At 60.3% G+C, this 18,613-nt stretch carries 19 protein-coding genes; 8 read left to right on the forward strand and 11 right to left on the reverse strand.

Going from position 1 to position 18,613, the window contains the following annotated elements; translation table 11 throughout:
• Nucleotide 1: 1 nt before the first annotated feature.
• Nucleotides 2–703, reverse strand: coding sequence for a YggS family pyridoxal phosphate-dependent enzyme (locus KYK33_RS03450; protein ID WP_224432033.1), 702 nt, complete (start codon nucleotides 701–703; stop codon nucleotides 2–4).
• 39 nt (nucleotides 704–742) lie between these two features.
• Between KYK33_RS03450 and tapT the strand changes: the two genes are divergently transcribed.
• Genes tapT through yaaA form a run of 3 tightly spaced genes read left to right on the forward strand, consistent with a single transcriptional unit; the run spans nucleotide 743 to nucleotide 3,703 of the window.
• Nucleotides 743–1,777: a type IVa pilus ATPase TapT gene (gene tapT / locus KYK33_RS03455; protein WP_224432034.1), complete on the forward strand. Its 1,035-nt coding sequence runs from the start codon at nucleotides 743–745 to the stop codon at nucleotides 1,775–1,777.
• An 8-nt stretch (nucleotides 1,778–1,785) separates the two neighbouring features.
• Nucleotides 1,786–2,895 carry a PilT/PilU family type 4a pilus ATPase gene (locus tag KYK33_RS03460; RefSeq protein WP_224432035.1) on the forward strand — a complete coding sequence of 370 codons (1,110 nt, stop codon included), beginning with the start codon at nucleotides 1,786–1,788 and terminating at the stop codon, nucleotides 2,893–2,895.
• 34 nt (nucleotides 2,896–2,929) lie between these two features.
• The gene (gene yaaA / locus KYK33_RS03465; protein WP_042041596.1) at nucleotides 2,930–3,703 is read left to right on the forward strand and encodes a peroxide stress protein YaaA; all 774 of its coding nucleotides are present in this window, start codon (nucleotides 2,930–2,932) and stop codon (nucleotides 3,701–3,703) included.
• Between the two features lie 233 nt (nucleotides 3,704–3,936).
• Here the strand turns inward: yaaA and srmB are convergent, their stop codons facing one another.
• Complete coding sequence (srmB, locus tag KYK33_RS03470) at nucleotides 3,937–5,160, reverse strand: ATP-dependent RNA helicase SrmB (RefSeq protein WP_224432036.1); 1,224 nt, start codon at nucleotides 5,158–5,160, stop codon at nucleotides 3,937–3,939.
• A 119-nt stretch (nucleotides 5,161–5,279) separates the two neighbouring features.
• Here srmB and KYK33_RS03475 point away from each other — a divergent pair, with 119 nt between their 5' ends.
• Nucleotides 5,280–5,990 carry a tRNA1(Val) (adenine(37)-N6)-methyltransferase gene (locus KYK33_RS03475; RefSeq protein WP_224432037.1) on the forward strand — a complete coding sequence of 237 codons (711 nt, stop codon included), beginning with the start codon at nucleotides 5,280–5,282 and terminating at the stop codon, nucleotides 5,988–5,990.
• A 235-nt stretch (nucleotides 5,991–6,225) separates the two neighbouring features.
• Nucleotides 6,226–7,488, forward strand: a complete 1,263-nt coding sequence (gene brnQ, locus KYK33_RS03480) for a branched-chain amino acid transport system II carrier protein (protein WP_263480042.1) — start codon at nucleotides 6,226–6,228, stop codon at nucleotides 7,486–7,488.
• A gap of 278 nt (nucleotides 7,489–7,766) precedes the next feature.
• Here the strand turns inward: brnQ and KYK33_RS03485 are convergent, their stop codons facing one another.
• Genes KYK33_RS03485 through zur form a run of 3 tightly spaced genes read right to left on the reverse strand, consistent with a single transcriptional unit; the run spans nucleotide 7,767 to nucleotide 8,909 of the window.
• Entirely contained in the window at nucleotides 7,767–7,994 is a 228-nt protein-coding gene (locus tag KYK33_RS03485) for a hypothetical protein (protein WP_042041591.1), read from the reverse strand.
• 5 nt (nucleotides 7,995–7,999) lie between these two features.
• Entirely contained in the window at nucleotides 8,000–8,461 is a 462-nt protein-coding gene (locus KYK33_RS03490) for a chemotaxis protein CheX (protein WP_042041590.1), read from the reverse strand.
• On the reverse strand, nucleotides 8,451–8,909 hold the full coding sequence (gene zur / locus KYK33_RS03495; RefSeq protein ID WP_042041928.1) for a zinc uptake transcriptional repressor Zur: 459 nt from the start codon (nucleotides 8,907–8,909) through the stop codon (nucleotides 8,451–8,453). Before zur ends, KYK33_RS03490 begins: the two co-directional genes overlap by 11 nt.
• Before the next feature lie 640 nt (nucleotides 8,910–9,549).
• Between zur and dusA the strand changes: the two genes are divergently transcribed.
• Nucleotides 9,550–10,599 carry a tRNA dihydrouridine(20/20a) synthase DusA gene (gene dusA, locus KYK33_RS03500; protein ID WP_224432039.1) on the forward strand — a complete coding sequence of 350 codons (1,050 nt, stop codon included), beginning with the start codon at nucleotides 9,550–9,552 and terminating at the stop codon, nucleotides 10,597–10,599.
• 2 nt (nucleotides 10,600–10,601) lie between these two features.
• Complete coding sequence (locus KYK33_RS03505) at nucleotides 10,602–10,757, forward strand: hypothetical protein (protein ID WP_198135254.1); 156 nt, start codon at nucleotides 10,602–10,604, stop codon at nucleotides 10,755–10,757.
• A gap of 116 nt (nucleotides 10,758–10,873) precedes the next feature.
• Here the strand turns inward: KYK33_RS03505 and KYK33_RS03510 are convergent, their stop codons facing one another.
• Both KYK33_RS03510 and KYK33_RS03515 read right to left on the reverse strand, forming a co-directional pair.
• Nucleotides 10,874–11,200, reverse strand: a complete 327-nt coding sequence (locus KYK33_RS03510; RefSeq protein ID WP_224432040.1) for a hypothetical protein — start codon at nucleotides 11,198–11,200, stop codon at nucleotides 10,874–10,876.
• A 148-nt stretch (nucleotides 11,201–11,348) separates the two neighbouring features.
• Nucleotides 11,349–12,953: a peptide ABC transporter substrate-binding protein gene (locus KYK33_RS03515; protein WP_224432041.1), complete on the reverse strand. Its 1,605-nt coding sequence runs from the start codon at nucleotides 12,951–12,953 to the stop codon at nucleotides 11,349–11,351.
• 160 nt (nucleotides 12,954–13,113) lie between these two features.
• Between KYK33_RS03515 and KYK33_RS03520 the strand changes: the two genes are divergently transcribed.
• Entirely contained in the window at nucleotides 13,114–13,815 is a 702-nt protein-coding gene (locus tag KYK33_RS03520) for a ParB-like protein (RefSeq protein ID WP_224432042.1), read from the forward strand.
• A gap of 88 nt (nucleotides 13,816–13,903) precedes the next feature.
• Here KYK33_RS03520 and KYK33_RS03525 read toward each other — a convergent pair whose 3' ends face one another.
• The 4 genes from KYK33_RS03525 to KYK33_RS03540 form a co-directional block, all read right to left on the reverse strand.
• Nucleotides 13,904–15,307 (reverse strand): TRAP transporter large permease, encoded by a 1,404-nt coding sequence (locus tag KYK33_RS03525; protein ID WP_224432043.1) that lies wholly within the window; start codon nucleotides 15,305–15,307, stop codon nucleotides 13,904–13,906.
• A 5-nt stretch (nucleotides 15,308–15,312) separates the two neighbouring features.
• On the reverse strand, nucleotides 15,313–15,849 hold the full coding sequence (locus tag KYK33_RS03530; RefSeq protein WP_224432044.1) for a TRAP transporter small permease: 537 nt from the start codon (nucleotides 15,847–15,849) through the stop codon (nucleotides 15,313–15,315).
• Between the two features lie 54 nt (nucleotides 15,850–15,903).
• The gene (locus KYK33_RS03535) at nucleotides 15,904–16,893 is read right to left on the reverse strand and encodes a TRAP transporter substrate-binding protein (RefSeq protein WP_042041582.1); all 990 of its coding nucleotides are present in this window, start codon (nucleotides 16,891–16,893) and stop codon (nucleotides 15,904–15,906) included.
• Between the two features lie 292 nt (nucleotides 16,894–17,185).
• Nucleotides 17,186–18,544: a sigma-54-dependent transcriptional regulator gene (locus tag KYK33_RS03540; RefSeq protein WP_224432045.1), complete on the reverse strand. Its 1,359-nt coding sequence runs from the start codon at nucleotides 18,542–18,544 to the stop codon at nucleotides 17,186–17,188.
• Nucleotides 18,545–18,613: the final 69 nt, after the last annotated feature.

Below are 18,613 nucleotides of genomic sequence, written 5' to 3' on the forward strand. Positions count from 1 at the left end.
GTCAGGGGTAGTCGCGGGCACCGAAGATGGCGGTGCCGACCCGGACCATGGTGCTGCCGTGCAAGATGGCGAGCTCCAGATCTTCTGTCATGCCCATCGAGAGGGTATCGACCGTGGGATATTGTTGCGCAAGCCGGGTGAACAGAGCCTGCATGCGCAGCATCTGTTGTGCCAAGACGGCGTGATCCTGAGTGTGCTGCGGTATGGCCATCAGACCGCGCAACACCAGGCGTTCGGATTGATTGACCAACTGGGCCAGCCGGAAAATCTCTTGTTCCGAAGTACCGGATTTGCTGCTCTCTCCGCTAATATTGATTTGCAGACAGATATTTAGCGGCGCAAGCTGCGCCGGTCTCTGCCGAGAGAGCCGCTCGATCAGCTTGTCTCGATCGACGCTTTGCACCCAATCGAATCGCTCTGCCACCTGCTTGGACTTGTTCGACTGCAAGGGGCCGATAAAGTGCCATTCTATATCGGCATAGCCCGCCTGGTCGCGCAGTGAGTCTATCTTGCTGCAAGCTTCCTGGGCATAGGATTCACCGAAACAGCGCTGTCCGGCACCATAGGCATCCTGGATGGCCGCGAGGGGTTTGGTCTTGCTGACCGCGAGCAGGCGGATCTGGTCAGGGTGCCGTCCGGCCGCGTCGGCGGCCAGCTGAATGCGTTTCCTGACCTGAATAAGCTGTTGGAAAATCTGGCTCATATTTCGTTAACGATCTTGTGATGGGAGAATGACAAGTCTATGGATATCACAGAGTTATTGGCCTTTAGTGTAAAACATAATGCCTCGGACCTACACCTCTCGGCCGGTGTGCCACCGATGATCAGGGTTGATGGCGAGGTGCGCAAGATCAATTTGCCAGCCCTGGATCAGCGAGAGGTGCACGCCCTTATCTATGACATCATGAACGACCATCAGCGCAAGGAACTGGAAGAGCATTTTGAGGTCGATTTCTCGTTTGAGGTGCCCAACATGGCACGCTTCCGGGTCAACGCCTTCCAGCAATCCCGCGGCGCTGGCGCAGTGTTCCGCACCATCCCCAGCACGGTGTTGAGTCTGGAAGAGCTCGATGCCCCCGATATTTTTCAGAAGATTGCCGAATATCCACGGGGTCTGGTGCTGGTGACCGGGCCAACCGGCTCGGGCAAGTCCACCACCCTGGCGGCCATGGTCAATTACATCAACGAGAACTTCCATCACCATATCCTCACCATCGAGGATCCCATCGAATTCGTGCACGAAAACAAGCGCTGCCTGGTCAACCAGCGTGAGGTGCACAGGGACACCAAGAGTTTTTCCAATGCCCTGCGCTCAGCGCTGCGGGAGGATCCGGACATCATACTGGTGGGGGAGATGCGCGATCTGGAAACCATACGCCTCGCCATGACGGCGGCTGAGACCGGTCATCTGGTGTTTGGCACCCTGCACACCTCCTCGGCGGCCAAAACCATAGACCGCATCATCGATGTCTTCCCCGGTGCGGAGAAAGACATGGTGCGATCCATGCTGTCCGAGTCACTGCGAGCCGTTATCTCCCAGACGCTGCTCAAGCGCATTGGGGGCGGACGGGTCGCTGCCCACGAAATCATGCTGGGGATACCGGCGGTGCGTAACCTTATCCGTGAAGACAAGGTGGCCCAGCTCTACTCCGTTATCCAGACAGGGATGGTGCACGGCATGCAGACCATGGATCAGAGCCTCAAGCAGCTGGTGGGGCGCGGGACAGTGGCCTCCCTGGATGCCAAGGCCAAGGCGGTGGATCCCAATTCTATCTAGGAGCGCTTATGAAACTCGAGATGTTGTTGGTACAGCTGGTCGAGCGACAAGGCTCGGATTTGTTCATCACAGTGGGCAGTCGCCCCATGGTCAAGGTAGACGGTCACCTGCACCCCCTCGACGATAGGGTGTTCGATGAGGAGCAGGTGCTTGCCTTGATCCGGGAGACCCTGAGCCCGGAACATCTCGCGCATTTCATGGCGACCCAGGAGGCAAACTACGCCATTCACCGACCTGAGCTGGGGCGATTTCGGGTCAGCGCCTTCTGGCAGCAGGCCCTGCCGGGCATGGTGCTGCGCCGTATCGAGACCCGGATCCCGACGTTTGAGGAGCTGGGCTTGCCCGATATCCTGAAAGAGATCGGCATGGCCAAGCGGGGGCTGGTGTTGTTTGTCGGGGCGACGGGAACCGGGAAAACCACTACCCAGGCGGCCATGATTGGTTATCGCAACCAGCACAGCGATGGGCATATCCTGACGGTGGAGGATCCGGTGGAATTCGTGCACCAGCATGGCCGCAGCCTCATCACCCAGCGGGAGGTGGGCATTGATACGGCCTCTTTCGATGCCGCCCTCAAGAGTTCCTTGCGTCAGGCTCCGGACGTCATCCTCATCGGCGAGATCCGCAGTCAGGAGACCATGGAGTTCGCACTGCAATTTGCCGAGACGGGTCACCTCTGCCTCGCGACCCTGCATGCCAACAATGCCAATCAGGCCATAGATCGCATCCTGCATCTGGTGCCGCCCGAGAAGCATCGTCAACTGCTGTTCGATCTCTCCTTCAACCTGAGAGGCATCATTGCCCAACAGCTGTTGCCTGCCCTCGATGGCCAGCGGCGCTGCCCTGTGTTCGAGGTGATGCTCAATACTCCCATCATCACCGACATCATCCGCAAGGGAGAAGTGCATCGCCTCAAGGAGGTGATGACCAAATCGACCGAGCTGGGCATGCAGACCTTCGATCAGGGGCTCTTCCAGCTATTCATGGCCGGCCGCATCGGCCTCGCGGAGGCGTTGGCCCACGCGGATTCCGCCAATGACTTGCGCCTGCAGATCAAGTTATCGGGCAAGGATCCTCTGGATTCTGGTACGCTGGAGGGCGTAACCGTAGATGATTAGGGGCCTGGGGCCCCTCCCTTGAGATAGGATCGTTATGCTGATTGTGGTTTCCCCGGCCAAGACGCTGGATTTCGAGTCGCCGCTGGCGACCTCCCGCTTCACCCAACCCGAATTGCTGGATCACTCCGCCCATCTGATCGAGCGGGCCCGGCAGTTGAGCCCGGCTCAGATAGCCAGCCTGATGAAGATCAGCGACAAGCTCTCCGGCCTCAATGCCGCTCGCTTTGCCGAGTGGCAGCCGGATTTCACGCCGGCCAATGCTCGCCAGGCGATTCTGGCGTTCAAGGGGGATGTCTATACCGGGCTGGCCGCGGAGGATTTCGAGGAGGGGGATTTCACGTTTGCGCAGGCGCATTTGCGCATGCTGTCCGGCCTGTACGGCGTGCTGCGTCCTCTGGATCTGATGATGGCGTACCGCCTCGAGATGGGGATACGGCTCGACAACGAGCGCGGCAAAGATCTCTACCAGTTTTGGGGCGACATCATTACCAGGCAGCTCAATGGTGCGCTGGCGGCGCAGGGGGATGGGGTGCTCATCAACTTGGCGTCTGATGAGTATTTCAAGTCGGTGCGTCCCAAGGTGCTCAGCGGCCAGATAGTGACTCCCGTCTTCAAGGATGAGAAGAATGGCCAGTTCAAGATCATCAGTTTCTATGCCAAGAAGGCACGGGGCATGATGGCCCGCTACATCATCAAGCACCGTCTGACCCGGGTCGAACAGCTGACCGGTTTTGATAGCAATGGTTACCGCTTCGTGGCGGAGGAGTCGGACGAACGCACCCTGATGTTTAAACGTTCGGAAAATTAATTGAATTAAGGGGGAACCAATCACCAGACCCCGGGTCTGAATATGTGAATCCTCTGTTGTAAGCACTTTTTATTGGCCGACGTTTATGCGTCGGCTTTTTTCTGCCTGTTCGCCACCCATTGCAGCATATTCCTGACACTGCACCCGGCAAGACCCCTCGGCAAGACCCGGTTCCTCGGGGCACAGAAAAACAAACGGCCATCCGAAGATGGCCGTTGTGAGCGGGCGCCTGGTTACTTCTTTTTCTTCTTCGCCGACTTCTTCTTGGCATCCTTGGGTTTTTTCTTCTTCACCGGCACGCGGGCTTCTTTGTGCTTGGGGCGCAGGTCGTCGATCACCCGGCGCTTGAGGCGCTCCTCGGTGTAGCGTTCAATCTTGGCGACGATGGCCATGTCATGGGCTTCCACCAGGCTGATGGCGCAACCACGGTTGCCGGCGCGGCCGGTACGGCCGATGCGGTGGACATAGACGTCGGTGCCGTAGGGCATGTCGTAGTTGATGACATGGCTGACGTTGGGCAGGTCGATGCCGCGGGCGGCGACGTCGGTGGCGATGAGGAAGGGGACTTCCCCCGCGTGGAACTTGCGGATCGACTCGATGCGCTTGCTCTGCTCCATCTCACCACGGATCCAGGCACAGGAGATGCCAGCCGCCTGCAACTGGCCGGAGAGTTCGGCCAGGCGCTCACGGGTGCGCACGAAGACGATGGCCTTCTGGGTTTCGGGATCTTTCAGAATGTGGATCAGCAGCGCCAGCTTGTGGTTGGCGTCATCGGCCAGATGCACCCACTGGGTGATGGGACGGCGCTCGCTGCGCGGCGGCTCGGCATGCAGCTCGACCGGATCCTTGAGGATCTCGTTGGCAAACTTGGTGAGACCGGCCCCTTCCAGGGTGGCGGAGAAGAGCATGCTGTGTTTGCGATAGCGGGCCTCTTCGACGATGCGGTTCACATCCTTGATGAAGCCCATGTCCAGCATGCGATCCGCTTCATCGAGCACCAGTATCTCGATGTCGTGCCCCTCGAACTCTTCCCGCTCAATATATTCGAGCAGGCGTCCCGGGGTGGCGACCACGATGTCGGTGGTCTTGGTCAGGGCAGGCAGCTGCTCGTCATGACTGACGCCACCGATGATGGTCTCGACACTGATGTGAGTGTGCACGGCCAGGGCCTTGGCGTGAGCGGTGATCTGCAAGGCCAGCTCGCGGGTTGGGGTCAGGATAAGCATGCGGCAGGGGCCCGGCTTGCGGCGCGGGAAGTCGAGCAGATGCTGCAGGGCAGGCAACAGGAAGGCGGCCGTTTTGCCGGTGCCAGTCGGTGCCGAGGCCAGGATGTCACGACCCTCCAGTGCGGGTTCCAGCACCATCTGCTGAATGGTGGTTGGGCGGGTAAACCCCATCTCGGCCAGGGCCCGGTTGAGGGCGGGATTCAGGTCGAAATCATCAAAGGATTGGCTCATGGCAATGCTCGGTCATTAAGGAAACGGCAGATTATAGGCGATTATGTCGTCGTCTCCTATGGCTGGCGACGGGAACTGGCTATAATCGCCGACCCTTTTTACCCAGAGTTGGGGGCCATATGGGCCTAAGCCGCGGTTTTACCTTCAAACAGTTTCATATCGACCATGACCGCTGCGCCATGAAGGTGGGTACGGATGGCATTTTGCTCGGTGCCTGGGCGCCGCTCGATGGGGTGACACGGGCACTGGATATCGGCAGCGGTAGCGGCCTCATCGCCCTGATGCTGGCCCAGCGCAGTGACCCTGATTGCGAGATAACCGGGGTGGAGATCGACAAGGAGGCGGTCATTCAGGCACGAGAGAATGTGCTGGCTTCGCCCTGGTCCGCCCGGGTGCAGATGCAAGGGGGCGCCATACAGCAGCATGAGGCAGAGCCCTATGACCTCATCGTCTCCAATCCCCCCTATTTTGGCGCGGGTCAGCCTTTTGTGGATCCCGCCAGGGCCCAGGCGAGGCACAGAGGAGCACTCGATAGTCGGGACCTGCTTGATGCCTGCTCCCGTTTGCTGTCACCCCGGGGACGAGTCGCCATGGTGCTGCCGACGGCGTTTGCTGATGAAATAATATCCGTTTTGCCGAACTATGATCTGCATGAACTTTGTTATGTAGCTGTTATCACCAGGGAGGGAAAAGCGGCAAATCGTGTTTTACTGCAACTAAGCAGAGAATTAAACAGGTGTGAGCGGGGTGAGATTGTGATCCATTCTGCTGATGGCGGCTATTCCAACAGATATATCCAACTGACCGCCCCCTTCTATTTGAAGATGTAAATTTCGTCTTGAACTATTTTTTCACATCATTATGCTGACACTTAAATGAGCACCCGCGCCAGACCAGCTAAAACCACTGGTTATGCTGAAAAAACAAGCGGGGCTCCTTTTTTTTGCCCAGGAACAACCCAGGCAATGACCAATAAAAAACTATAACAAGCAATAGTTTACAAGACAGACGAGGTTGAACTTGACGAAATCACTGACATTGTCCGATGTACTCGGATTAGGCTTTATGACCTTCGCCTTCTATCTGGGCGCCGGTAACATCATATTCCCGCCCCTGGCGGGCTTCCTCGCTGGCGAGAACATGACCCTGGCTATGTTCGGCTTCCTGGTCACCGCCGTTGGCCTGCCGCTGATCACCATCCTGGCCGTTGCCAAGGCTGGCAACGGTTGGGCCGGCATGACCAAGCTGCTGCCGGCTGGCATTGCCACCGCACTGGCGGTTGCCATCTACATCATCATTGGCCCGGCCTTCGCCGCTCCCCGCACCGGTCTGGTTGCCTACGAGATGGGTCTCAAGCCTTTCCTGGGTGAGATGGGCGCGCAAGGATTGATGGCCTATACCATCGCCTTCTTCGGTGTTGCCATCCTGGTCTCCCTCAATCAGGGCCGACTGATGGACGCCATCGGCAAGTTCCTGACCCCGGTGCTGATGCTGTTGCTGATCGTTCTGGCGGTCGGGGTATTCGTGGCTCCTCAGGGCAGCATGCCGAGCGCCGTTGCCGATTACCAGCATGATGCCTTCGTCAAGGGGATCCTGGAGGGTTACAACACCATGGATACCCTGGCCTCCCTGATGTTCGGCGCCCTGATCGTCGACATCTTGCGCAAGAAGGGCATCCATGACTACCAGAGCCAGTTCAAGTATCTGGCCATCGCCGGTGTCATCTCTGCCGTCGGTCTGTCCGTGGTCTATATCTCCTTGTTCCAGCTGGGTAATACGGCAGGCGGTATCGCCACAGATGCCAGCAACGGTGGCGCCATCGTCAGCGCCTATGTGCTGAGCCTGTTTGGTCAGCCCGGTCAGTACATTCTGGCTGGCATCATCACCCTGGCTTGCTTCACCACCGCGGTGGGCCTGATCTCTGCCTGTGCCGACTTCTTCCACAACCTCACCGGCATGAGCTACCGCAAGCTGGTGGTCATGCTGGGGGCTGCCTGTGCCCTGGTGGCCAACGTGGGTCTGGCTCAGCTGATCAGCCTCTCCATCCCTGTGCTGGTGGCTATCTACCCGGTCGCCGTTGCCCTGGTGCTGGTGACTTTCCTGAAGGGTTACTTCGGTCGCCCCCGCCTGACATTCCGTCTGGTGCTGACCGTGGCCTTCGTGTTCGGTTGCCTGGATGGCCTGGGAGCCGCCGGCATGAAGATGGATGCCTTCGCCTTCCTGCCGCTGTTTGACAAGGGACTGGCCTGGTTGCTGCCAACCCTGGTTGCCTGCGGTCTGGGTGTCATGGTGCGTGGCAATGAGAAGCTGGTGGCAGACGCGGCTTGATTGCCCGGATGTGACCATTGAAAAAGGCCAGCTGCTGCTGGCCTTTTTGCTTTTCGCGGTATCACCGTCTTGAGCCTGCCGCAGCCCTGATCCCTGGCTTGCATCTCACGGCGACGCCTCGACGTGCGCACCAGGCGATGCCATCGGGAGATACGGGTTAGAGGGCTCCAGCCCGGGAGCGCAGGCTCTGCACCGCCGGGCACCATGAAAAAGGCCAGCGCGATGCTGGCCTTTGCTGTGATGCATGTTTGCTAGGACTGACCTGCTGGCCAGGGAGACTAGAGGCTATCTGCGGGCAGTGGTTTGCCATCCAACCCATACCAGTGGAACCGCGTCTCGCCGGCGTGCCAGGAGAAGGTGGCCCAGGGGTGCTTGCTCTCCCAGCGGGGGAAGGCGATGTCCACCTTGTTATCCTGGTAGCGATAGATGGAGGTACTGAGCTCGATATCCGAGAGGATCAGCAGCAGAACCCAACCGATAAAAAACCACTTCAACAGTGTCCACATGGTCGTTACTCGAAGCAGATTTCGATGGTGGCCCGGCCATACTCAGATTCGAACGGCATCATGATCTTGCTGCCATCCGCCTTGTGGGTGATGGTGTGATTCGGGCCTGAAACGATCACCGGGGTGGCCATGTCGAACTCATAGCCTTTTTCGCCCAGCATCCGCTTGGCGCCACCAGTGACCATGTTGGTGATCTCGCCGACCATGTCGGTGACCTCTTCGTTGATATGGGTCGGGGCTTCCCCCAGCATGCGGCGCATGATCTCCAGTGCCAGTCCCTTCTCGAAGCTGATGGAGAGCGAGCCCCTTGTCTGGGGGCCGACCATGCCAATGAGGCCGGAGACATCACCGCGGGCCAGCTCGTCGAGTTTGCGCTTGGGCTTGCCGGGGGTCAGTTCGAGCTGAGCCATGGTGGAGAGCACATTGAGCAGGGAGAGCAGGAACGGATTGACAAAATCAGCCTTCATGTTGACTTCCTACAGGAGGCACGCAGCGGACGCACTGTCCGTGAGCCTCAATGGTCTTATTGGTAATAGTAAAGCCATGCTGGCGGGCCTGCTCGGAGAATGCATGGTCGATGGCATCATCATGCAATTCGACCACATCGCCGCAGCGATCGCAGATCAGCAACTGCATGGGGTGGGCATGGTCGAAATGGCAGCAGAAGATAAACGCATTGAGGGACTCAACCTTGTGGGCGAAGCCCTGATCGAGCAGGAAATCGAGGGCTCGGTAGACGGTCGGCGGCTTGGCATTGGCCTCGGTCTTCTGCAACTGGGCCAGCAGATCATAGGCGCTGATGGCATTGCCATGGGCGGCCAGCAGGCGAAATACCTGGCGTCGGGTCGGAGTAAAGCGGATGCCTCGTTGTTGGCAGAGACGCTCGGCGGCTTGTAGGAGTTGGTCTTGATTCATGATCACGCTAATGCCCTGTATCGTCTGCGGATACTAACATAGGGCCTCTTCGCGCGTGGCGTCAAAATTGATTTTGTGATGAGTGCCACGTCCTGAGGATGGCGAGGTCAGCGCCACTTAGATTGGCCTGCGACAGGGCCAACTGGCGCAGGCCATCAGGGTTATCAGTCACTGACCCCGGCGGCCGGGCTTTACGGGTGAGCGGACTCGGTTTGTTGGCTCTCCTGTGTGCCGAAAACAGCATCAACATGGGTTGCAAGCCGATGAAGCTGAACAACAATACCCCGATGATGATCTTGATCCACCAGGCGTTGAGTGTGTCGTCGACGTGGATGCAGGCCTGGAGCAAGCTCTGGATAAGGACGCCACACAGCGAGCCAAAGACGGTGCCGACGCTGCTATCTGCATTCTCCGGCTCTTGGCGTCGGACTGTCTGCCAAAGGTTCGGGATTCCCGGTATACTGCCGCTTCGCCCTTATGTTCCCTGACGGTACCGCGATAGCGTAATTCGCCTTTGCTGGTCTGAGGTTTTCTATTGTGTCGCCGGCCATAGATACTTCGTGGAGTACAGCTGCCCCATGACATGGTGGGGACAGATAGGGGGCAGGTTCAATCAACAAATGTCTGGAAACACCCGTAAATGACGCAGCAACAAATCAGTGAAAACCTCGTGACATCAGGCTCTGAGGCCATATCTGGCAAGCCTGGCCACCGCCAGACATTCTCGATTGCCCCCATGCTGGACTGGACCGACCGGCACTGCCGTTATTTTCATCGCCTGATGAGCAGTCAGACCCTGCTCTACACCGAGATGGTGACCACGGGCGCCATCATTCATGGCAAGGGTGACTATCTGGGGTACAGCGAGCAGGAGCATCCGCTCTCTTTGCAGCTGGGGGGCAGCAACCCGATAGACTTGGCTCACTGCGCCAAACTCGCCCAGCAGCGTGGCTATGACGAGATCAACCTGAACGTGGGTTGCCCCTCGGATCGGGTGCAGAACGGCCGCTTCGGGGCCTGCCTGATGGGGGAACCGGCACTGGTGGCCGACTGCGTCAAGGCGATGCGCGACGTGGTGGATATTCCGGTGACGGTGAAGACCCGGATCGGCATCGACGATCAGGACTCTTACGAGTTTTTACAGGCCTTCATCGAACAGGTGCGGGATGCCGGTTGCGACACCTTCATCGTCCATGCCCGCAAGGCCTGGTTGAGTGGTCTGAGCCCGCGAGAGAACCGGGAGATCCCGCCTCTGGACTATGAGCGGGTCTATCGGGTCAAACGAGACTACCCCGCGCTGACCATCGCCCTCAACGGGGGGGTCAACGCCCTCGCGCAGACCCTCGATCATCTGCAGCAGGTGGACGGGGTCATGATGGGTCGCGAGGCTTACCAGAATCCCTACATCCTGGCCGACGTCGACCGCCAGCTGTTTGGCCAGACAGGCTCCGTGCCCTCCCGCCATGAAGTGGTACACATGATGCTCCCCTACATAGAGCAGGAGCTGGCCAAGGGCAACTACCTCTCCCATGTGACCCGCCACATGCTGGGGCTGTTCCAGAACATGCCGGGTGCACGGGCCTGGCGCCGCCATCTGAGCGAGAACGCCTGCAAGCCGGGAGCGGGTATTCAGGTGGTGCTGGATGCCATGGCCAAGGTATCGGAATATCGCGCCGAAGGGGTGCTGTGAAGATGAATGGCCCTCGCTTCACCGGATCCTGGCTGCACAAGGGGCTGGTACGCCTCTGTGTCGGCATGATGGCTATTCTCGGCATCAAGTTGAGCGCCCTCTACCTGCTCGGCGCCGCCCTGGTCTTTGGCTTGCACCGGGATCACTTCTTCGATTGAGTGCCAGCACGCAGACAAACCCCGCCTTGAGCGGGGTTTTTTATTGCCGCCAACCCAGGCGGGCGCGCTGCGATCAGTGCTGTATGGGGAGGAGGCAGGTCGGCGGTTAAATGGGCTCAGCCCTGATCGGGGATGAAGTCATGGATCTCGCCGCGTCTGGGTTTGAAGCGGGGGTCGGCGCCATTGCTCTGCTTGGCCAGGGCCATGCTCTGACAGAAACTCTCCCCCTTCTCATATTCGGCGCGGACCAAGTCGATGGCGCGCTCCGCCTGGCGGCGATCTTGCTTGCTCGCCTTGCGATCGCTGAACACTTGCTGCTGATTCAGCATCCAGTGCTGGAAGGCCTGACGGCACGTGTCTTCTTTATTCTCTTGGGGAGCGGCATGGGTGACAGCCAGCGCCAAGGGGCTGAACAGGGATAAGAGCAGGAGGATGCGTGGCATGTTGGCTGAGTAAATTATCACTAAGTGGCTGATTAGTACTTATTTTATGGGGTAATGTTGCCCGGGTACAGGACAAAGATGACGAGACCTGGCACCTGGGTCTGTCCCACCCGGTGGCCACGCTGTGGCGGCCACCGGGTTGGGCGGCTTAGTGGGCAAGCAGGTAGAGCTGGCGACTGTAGGCCACATCTTCCGGGTTGTTGATGGGGTACCCCTTGAGCCAGGGTTTGATCAGTCTGGCATTGGTGTACTGGTAGATGGGGGCGATGGGGGCCTGCTCCTGCAACAGGGCCTCGGCCTGATCGAACAGCTGGCTGCGGCTGGCCTGGACCGTATTGCGCGATGCCTGATCGAGCAGGGCATCGTAGTCGGGGCTGGCGAAGCGGGCCATGTTGCCGCTGTTGCTGCTGCGCCACAGTTCGAGGAAGGCGGAGGGGTCGTTGTAGTCGGCGACCCAGGAGGAGCGGATCACCTGGAACTGGCCATGCTGGCGACTGTCGAGATAGCTCTTCCACTCTTGATTGGTGAGTTGCACCTTGGCGCCGAGTTTCTGCTTCCACATGCTGGCGATGGCCAGGGCCAGCTTCTTGTGCAGCTCGGCGGTATTGTAGAGCAGGGTCAGCTCCAGAGGATGGGCCGGGCCATAACCCGCCTCGGCCAGCAGCCGTTTGGCCTCGGCGTCGAGTTCAGGCTGGCTCAGGGTCGAGAGCGTATTTGGCTTGGGGGTGAAGTGGGCAGTCACATCCGGGGTGAAGTGGTAGGCCGGTTTCTCCCCAGTACCCAGCACCTTGCTGGCGATGAGCTGCCTGTCGATGGCATAGGAGAGCGCCTTGCGGACCCGCACGTCATCGAGGGGCGCCTGGCGGGTATTGAAGGCGTAGTAGTAGGTGCCGAGCTGCTCCGGCGTGTATACCTCGGCCGGGATCTGCTTGATCAATCGGGCGTACTGCTCCTTGGGGAAGGATTCGGTGATGTCGATATCCCCGGCCAGATAGCGCTGGGTCGCCGCGCTCTCCTGATTGATGGGCAGAAAGGTCACCTTGGTCAGCACTGTGTGGGCCCTGTCCCAGTAGTGGGGATTGGGCCGCAGTTCGAGCCGCTCGTTGACCACGCGATCGGCCAGTATGAAGGCGCCATTGCCGACCAGCTTGCCGGGCTGGGTCCAGGCACTGCCCTCGCGCGCTATGCTGGCCTCATGCAAGGGCGAGAGGCTGGGGTGGGTCAGCAGATTGAGGAAGTAGGGCACCGGCTGGGACAGGGTCACCTTGAGTGTGTGGTCACCGACGGCCTCGACCCCGAGCTGGTTGGGGCTCAGTTCACCGGCCACTATCTTGTCCACATTCTCGAAATGGGCCAGCTGGGCGAACCAGGCGAAGGTGGCGGCCTCTTTGGGGTCGACCAGCCGGCGCCAGCTGTAGACAAAATCGCTGGCGGTGACCGGGTCCCCGTTTGACCAGGCGGCATCCTTGCGCAGCTCGAACAGGAAGTGCTGGTTATCATCGCTGCGCCAGTGCTGGGCCACCCCTGGCTGGACGCTACCATCGGCCCCTTGGGTCAGCAGTCCCTCGAACAAGTCCCGTACCACCTGCAACTCTGGCAAGCCGACCAGCTTGAGGGGGCTCAGGCTGCTGGGCTCATCCTTGAGGTGGCGTACCACAGTCTGCTCGGCGGCGAGCTTGGCTGCTGATGGCACATCGGCGGCCTGGGCTGTGCCCACGGTCAGCAGTAACAGCAAGGGGCGCCATAGCGTCATGGTCGGATCCTTAAATGTGAGGCGAGGAGAAAAGTCGGCGATAAATGCTCGCCTGTTGTTGGGGAAACATGATATCCCCAATGCTGGTCAAACCGCTAGCGGTCACCAAGGCTCTTATGGACCCTTTTCGGGGGTGAACAGTATGGGGTGGGGGAAGAGGATGAGACTAGGGTGGTTATTAGCGGGGTTGCTGAGCCAGGGCGCCTGGGCACTGGATAGCTGTCAGCCGAGCAGCCCGGTGGGAAGCTGGTGCCAGGTGAGCATAGCCAAGCTGCATCCGACCCAGGCGGGCGTCGGCCAGCTGCAGGTGGATGAGACAGAGCGCGAGCTGGTGGGCAAGTCAGCCAAACAGCTCGACAAGTTGATGAAGAAGAAGGAGATCCCCATCGTCATTGCCCCGGATGGCGGCTATTGGCTGGTGGACAGGCATCACCTCACCACGGCGCTTTGGCAGTCGGGGGTCAAGGAGGCGAGGGTCAAGGTCATTGCCCGCCTGCAAGACAAGGACTCCTTCTGGAGTCAGATGCAGAACAATCACTGGGCCTGGCTCAAGAATGAGCAGGGGCAACCCCTTACTCCCCAGCAGTTGCCGACCCGCATAGGTTCACTGCCTGACTACCCCTACCGTACCCTGGCGGGTCTGCTGCAGGATGCCGGCTATTTCCAGAAGGAGAAGCGGGTCTATTTCGTCGAGTTCGCCTGGGCGAGCTGGCTGGGTCAGCAGATGCAGTGGCAGCCCATCAATCAAGCCAACCTGGCGGCCAGCTTGCAGCAGGCCAAGCGGCTTGCCTGCAGTCGCGGCGCCGATGCGCTGCCCGGCTACCCTGGCAAGCAGTGCAGTACCAAGCCCGCACGTAGCTGAATTGCCCTGATCCACGCCTCGGGCAGATCCGCGTCGATAAAAAGCGCCACCTCAAGGGTGGCGCTTTGCATGGGGGCGAGCACGGCTATCAGGGGACCGGCAGACTGGGGCCATCCAGGTATTCGGGCAGGAACAGGCTGATCTGCGGCACATAGGTGATCAGCATGAGGAACAGCAGCAGGAAACCGACCCAGGGCAGGCAGGCGCGGATCACCCAGCCCATGCTCTGCCCCGTGATCCCCGCGGTCACGAATAGGTTGAGCCCCACAGGGGGCGTCAGCATCCCTATCTCCATGTTGATCACCATGATGATCCCCAGATGGATGGGGTCTATGCCCAGCTGCATGGCAATGGGGAACAGGATGGGCGCCATGATCAGCACGATGGCCGAGGGCTCCATGAAGTTACCCGCCAGCAGCAGCAAGATGTTGACCACGATGAGGAAGCCCCAGGCAGGCAGACCCCAGGCGATGATGGTCTCGGCGATGGCATGGGGGATCCGCTCGGAGGTGAGCACGTGGGCGAACAGCATGGCATTGCTGATGATGAACAGCAGCATGATGCTCACCTTGGCGGCATCGCGCACCACATGGCCCACCTCCCCGTTGAAGGGAGACTTGAGCAGGGAGAGCGGCAACAGCACCAGATTGCGCAGGCTGGCGGCAGCCAGAGACTCCCCCGGATTGCGCCAGGGGATCCCCTTGAGCGGTCCTATGTCGCGATAGCCATAAACGGCAATGAAGAAGGCGTAGACTGCCGCCACCGCAGCGGCCTCGGTCGGGCTGGCAACCCCACCGTAGATGGATCCCAGCACCAATATGATGAGGAAGAGGCCGCCGAGGGCCTTGCCACCGCTGCCAAGCAGGGTGACGACCCCCGGGAAGGGCTGGCTCGGCAGGCCCTTGATGCGAGCCACCACATAGATGACCACCATGATGAGGCCCCCCATCATGAGCCCTGGCAGGAAGCCCGCCATGAACATGCGCGATGCCGATACCTCGGTCGCCGCCGCATAGACCAGCATGACGATGGAGGGGGGGATCAAGATCCCCAGGGTGCCTGCGTTGGCGATCACCCCGGCGGCAAAGGCCTGGGGATAGCCGGAGCGCACCATGCCGGCGATGACGATGCTGCCGATGGCGGCCACGGTCGCCGGGCTGGAGCCGCACACGGCGGCAAACAGCATGCAGGCCATGACGGAAGCCATGGCGAGGCCACCACGGATGTGACCGACGGAGTCCATGGCGAAGTTGATGATCCGCTTGGCCACGCCACCGGTCGACAGGAAGGCCGACGACAGCACGAAGAAGGGGATGGCGAGCAGGGTGTAGTGCTCGGACGTCGCCTCGAACAACTTGAGCGCCAGGGAGGCGAGAGAGTCGTTGGAGAAGAGCAATATGGTGGCCACGCTGGAGAGGCCGAGGGCCACCGCGATGGGCATGCCGAGCAACATGGTGAGGATCAGCAGGGTAAACAGGGTCAGGGTTGCCATGGTGCTTATACCTTCTGATTCGGATCGTTGTCGATGAGGTGCATGCTCTCGCGCGCCTCATCGGCCAGGGCAAAGCCCTGCATCTGGCCGCGCCATACCATGACGCCGACCCCGAGGAAGCGGAAAAACAGCAAAGCCAGGCCTATGGGCAGAATGCTCATGGCCTGCCAGCGCAGAATGGGCAGATCCTCCATCTCTATGCCGATCATCTTGAGCTTGGTCAGATAGATCCAGGCGCCATAGAAGTAGAAACCGCAGTAGAGCAGACAGAGACCAACGGCCAGCAGGGTGAGGCGGCGTTGCCAATGGCCGGGCAGCACCTTGATGAAGGCATCTACCCCGATATGGGCGCCGACTCTCACCCCCCAGGAGGCGCCGAACAGCACCATCCACGCGCAGAGGTTGAGGGTCAGCTCCTGGGCCCAGAGCAGGCCGGTGTCGAAGAAGAAGCGCAGTACCACTTCGATGAAGACCAGCAGCGTGGTGCTGACCAGAAGCAGACCTATGATGGTCTCCTCCAGCTGATAAATGAGTTTTTTCATAGGATCGTCCCTGAGAGGGCCCCTACCCTTTGCTGGCAGGGGCCTTCTGGTTCCTTACTGCTGATTGGCGGCGACGGCGGCGTCGATGAGTTGCTTGCCGATGGCCCCTTCAAATTGCTGCCAGACCGGTTTCATGGCCTCGACCCACTGGCTGCGCTCGGCATCGGTCAGGGTGATCAGCTGGCTCTTGCCGGAGGCGAAGATGGCGGCCTTGTCCTCGCTGTCTTTCTCGGCGGCAATCTTGTTGCCGAAGGTGACCGATTCGTCCAGGGCCTTCTTGAGCTCGCTACGCACATTGTCTGGCAGGCCGTTCCAGAAGTCGGCGTTGGTGACGATCAGGTAATCCAGCACCCCGTGGTTGGTCTCGGTGATATAGGGCTGCACCTCGAAGAACTTCTGGGAGTAAATGTTGGACCAGGTGTTCTCCTGGCCATCGATGGCCTTGGTCTGCAGCAGGGTGAACACCTCGGCGAAGGGTTTCTTCACCGGCACGGCCTGGATGGCTTCAAACTGGGCGGCCAGCACGTCCGAGGTCTGGATGCGGAACTTCTTGCCCTTGGCATCGGCCGGGGTCTTGAGGGGGTTGCTGGCGGAGATCTGCTTCATGCCGTTGTGCAGGTACCCCAGACCCACCAGGCCATATTTTTCCAGGGAGCCCAGCATGGCCTGGCCCTCCTTGCCCTGCTGGAATCGGTCGACGGCGGCCATGTCATTGAACAGGAAGGGCAGGTCGAAGATCTGCAGCTGATCCGTGTATTTCTGGAACTTGGAGAGGGAGGGGGCAATCATCTGCACGTCACCGAGCAGCATGGCTTCGAGCTCCTTGCCATCCCCGAACAGCTGGGAGCTGGGATAGACCTTGACCTCGACTTGTCCCTTGAGACGCTCATCCACCAACTGCTTGAAGTGGTTTGCCATCTGGCCTTTGGGGGTGTTGTCCGCCACCACGTGGGAGAACTTGAGTTCGATGGGGGCGGCGAAGGCCGTCGAGATGCCGAGGGCCAGGGTGAGGGCGGCGGTCAGGGCGCGGGTTCTGAATGTCATTGTGTTCATCCTTGTGTGTGGGTCAGTGCATTCCCACTCAACAAGGCAACTTGCGTGCCAATTGCAACATTTTTGCAACATTCCAGAAGGGCCGGGCCGTGGCGGCCCGGGGGCGAGATGAGTGCGCCGCGAAAAGGGGTGGCAATCCCCCCATCTCCCTGCTGGCATGGGTGGGGTTTCGCCAATTCTCGCAGGAGATCGAGGTTGGGATCCGCCCCTGGACGCGCTGAGGCAGGGTCGCCGGGGTCTCTTTCAGCCAGGGCGTACCGACTGGCAGTGCGGCCTGGGAGCGTTATGCCCCCTCGCTGGCCTCGTCTCCGAGTTTGTAATCCTGCTTGTCGAGGCCATATTTACGCATCTTGTCGTACAGGGTCTTGCGGGGCAGGCCGAGTACCTCCTGAACCTCTTTCAGGCGACCGCGATGCTGGCTGAGGGTGTCGGTCAGCAGTATGCGCTCGAACCGGTCGACCTGCTCGGCCAGGGTCAGGGCCTCGCAACCCAGGCTGAGATCGGCAAAGGCGCCCTCTTCCCCCATCAGTACGCAGCGTTCGGCCAGGTTGCGCAGCTCGCGCACATTGCCCGGCCAGTCGTGGGCCAACAACCAGGCGCGCTGCTCTGCGCCAAGGCGCGGCGGTGCCAGCTGATAGCGGGTCGCCGCCACCCGCAGGAAGTTTTCAAACAGCAGGGGCACATCCTCCTTGCGCTCCCGCAATGGGGGGATATCGACCCTCACGACATTGAGCCGGTAATAGAGATCGGCGCGAAACGTGCCCTGCTCGACCAGTTTTTTCAGATCCATCTTGCTGGCGGCCAGTACCCTGATATCCAGCGAGATCAGCTGGTTGGTACCGAGTGGCTCGACCTTTCTATCTTCCAGTACCCGCAGCAGTTTGATCTGCAGCGCCATGGGCATGCTCTCAATCTCGTCGAGGAAGAGGGTGCCCTTGTCGGCCCAGACTATCTTGCCGACCCGTCGCTTCTGGGCGCCCGTGAAGGCGCCCGCCTCGAAGCCGAACAGCTCGCTCTCTATCATGGTCTCGGGCACGGCGCCGCAGTTGATGGCGACAAAGGGCTCGGCGGCCCGTATCGAGTGATCGTGCAGGAAGCGGGCGACCAACTCCTTGCCACACCCCGTCTCGCCCATGATGAGCACGTCGGCGGGGGCATCCTTGATGTGGGTGAGGATCTGGCGCAGCCGCTTGATGGCCGGGTGGGTGCCGAGCAGCCTGGGGCCCGGCCCGCTCTGGGCCTCCAGCTCGCTGCGCAGCTCGCGGTTTTCCAGCACCAGACGCCGCTTGTCACAGGCGCGGCGCACGACCTCCAGCAACTGCTCGGTGCCGAACGGCTTCTCGATAAAGTCGTAGGCGCCGAGGCGAATGGCCTGCACCGCCGTCGAGATATCCCCATGACCGGTGAGCAGGATCACCGGCAGCTCGGGGTCACGGCCCATGATCTCCTCGAGCAGGGCGATGCCGTTCATGCCGGGCATGTTGATGTCGCTGATGATGATGCCGGGCCACTGCGCCTTGATGTGAGGCAGCGCCTCGGTGGCGCTGGCGAAGGTGGTGACCTGCCACTGGGCCAGCTCCAGAGTCTGGCCGAGGGAGAGACGCAGGTGGTGTTCATCGTCGATCAGCATGACTTGGTTCATGTCGGCCTCCTTGAGGGCGCTGTGGCCCGGGCTGTGCGGGTGAGATGGCGAAGGGTGAGCGCAGCATCA

Origin of the sequence: Aeromonas rivuli (assembly GCF_020149575.1) — a bacterium.
GTDB classification, from domain to species: Bacteria; Pseudomonadota; Gammaproteobacteria; order Enterobacterales; family Aeromonadaceae; genus Aeromonas; species Aeromonas rivuli.

What these genes read in the sequence shown, in the direction of transcription:
- KYK33_RS03450 (WP_224432033.1), bottom strand. Translation starts at nt 703, where the DNA reads ATGAGCCAGATTTTCCAACAGCTTATTCAGGTCAGGAAACGCATTCAG.
- tapT (WP_224432034.1), top strand. Translation starts at nt 743, where the DNA reads ATGGATATCACAGAGTTATTGGCCTTTAGTGTAAAACATAATGCCTCG.
- KYK33_RS03460 (WP_224432035.1), top strand. Translation starts at nt 1,786, where the DNA reads ATGAAACTCGAGATGTTGTTGGTACAGCTGGTCGAGCGACAAGGCTCG.
- yaaA (WP_042041596.1), top strand. Translation starts at nt 2,930, where the DNA reads ATGCTGATTGTGGTTTCCCCGGCCAAGACGCTGGATTTCGAGTCGCCG.
- srmB (WP_224432036.1), bottom strand. Translation starts at nt 5,160, where the DNA reads ATGAGCCAATCCTTTGATGATTTCGACCTGAATCCCGCCCTCAACCGG.
- KYK33_RS03475 (WP_224432037.1), top strand. Translation starts at nt 5,280, where the DNA reads ATGGGCCTAAGCCGCGGTTTTACCTTCAAACAGTTTCATATCGACCAT.
- brnQ (WP_263480042.1), top strand. Translation starts at nt 6,226, where the DNA reads ATGACCTTCGCCTTCTATCTGGGCGCCGGTAACATCATATTCCCGCCC.
- KYK33_RS03485 (WP_042041591.1), bottom strand. Translation starts at nt 7,994, where the DNA reads ATGTGGACACTGTTGAAGTGGTTTTTTATCGGTTGGGTTCTGCTGCTG.
- KYK33_RS03490 (WP_042041590.1), bottom strand. Translation starts at nt 8,461, where the DNA reads ATGAAGGCTGATTTTGTCAATCCGTTCCTGCTCTCCCTGCTCAATGTG.
- zur (WP_042041928.1), bottom strand. Translation starts at nt 8,909, where the DNA reads ATGAATCAAGACCAACTCCTACAAGCCGCCGAGCGTCTCTGCCAACAA.
- dusA (WP_224432039.1), top strand. Translation starts at nt 9,550, where the DNA reads ATGACGCAGCAACAAATCAGTGAAAACCTCGTGACATCAGGCTCTGAG.
- KYK33_RS03505 (WP_198135254.1), top strand. Translation starts at nt 10,602, where the DNA reads ATGAATGGCCCTCGCTTCACCGGATCCTGGCTGCACAAGGGGCTGGTA.
- KYK33_RS03510 (WP_224432040.1), bottom strand. Translation starts at nt 11,200, where the DNA reads ATGCCACGCATCCTCCTGCTCTTATCCCTGTTCAGCCCCTTGGCGCTG.
- KYK33_RS03515 (WP_224432041.1), bottom strand. Translation starts at nt 12,953, where the DNA reads ATGACGCTATGGCGCCCCTTGCTGTTACTGCTGACCGTGGGCACAGCC.
- KYK33_RS03520 (WP_224432042.1), top strand. Translation starts at nt 13,114, where the DNA reads ATGAGACTAGGGTGGTTATTAGCGGGGTTGCTGAGCCAGGGCGCCTGG.
- KYK33_RS03525 (WP_224432043.1), bottom strand. Translation starts at nt 15,307, where the DNA reads ATGGCAACCCTGACCCTGTTTACCCTGCTGATCCTCACCATGTTGCTC.
- KYK33_RS03530 (WP_224432044.1), bottom strand. Translation starts at nt 15,849, where the DNA reads ATGAAAAAACTCATTTATCAGCTGGAGGAGACCATCATAGGTCTGCTT.
- KYK33_RS03535 (WP_042041582.1), bottom strand. Translation starts at nt 16,893, where the DNA reads ATGACATTCAGAACCCGCGCCCTGACCGCCGCCCTCACCCTGGCCCTC.
- KYK33_RS03540 (WP_224432045.1), bottom strand. Translation starts at nt 18,544, where the DNA reads ATGAACCAAGTCATGCTGATCGACGATGAACACCACCTGCGTCTCTCC.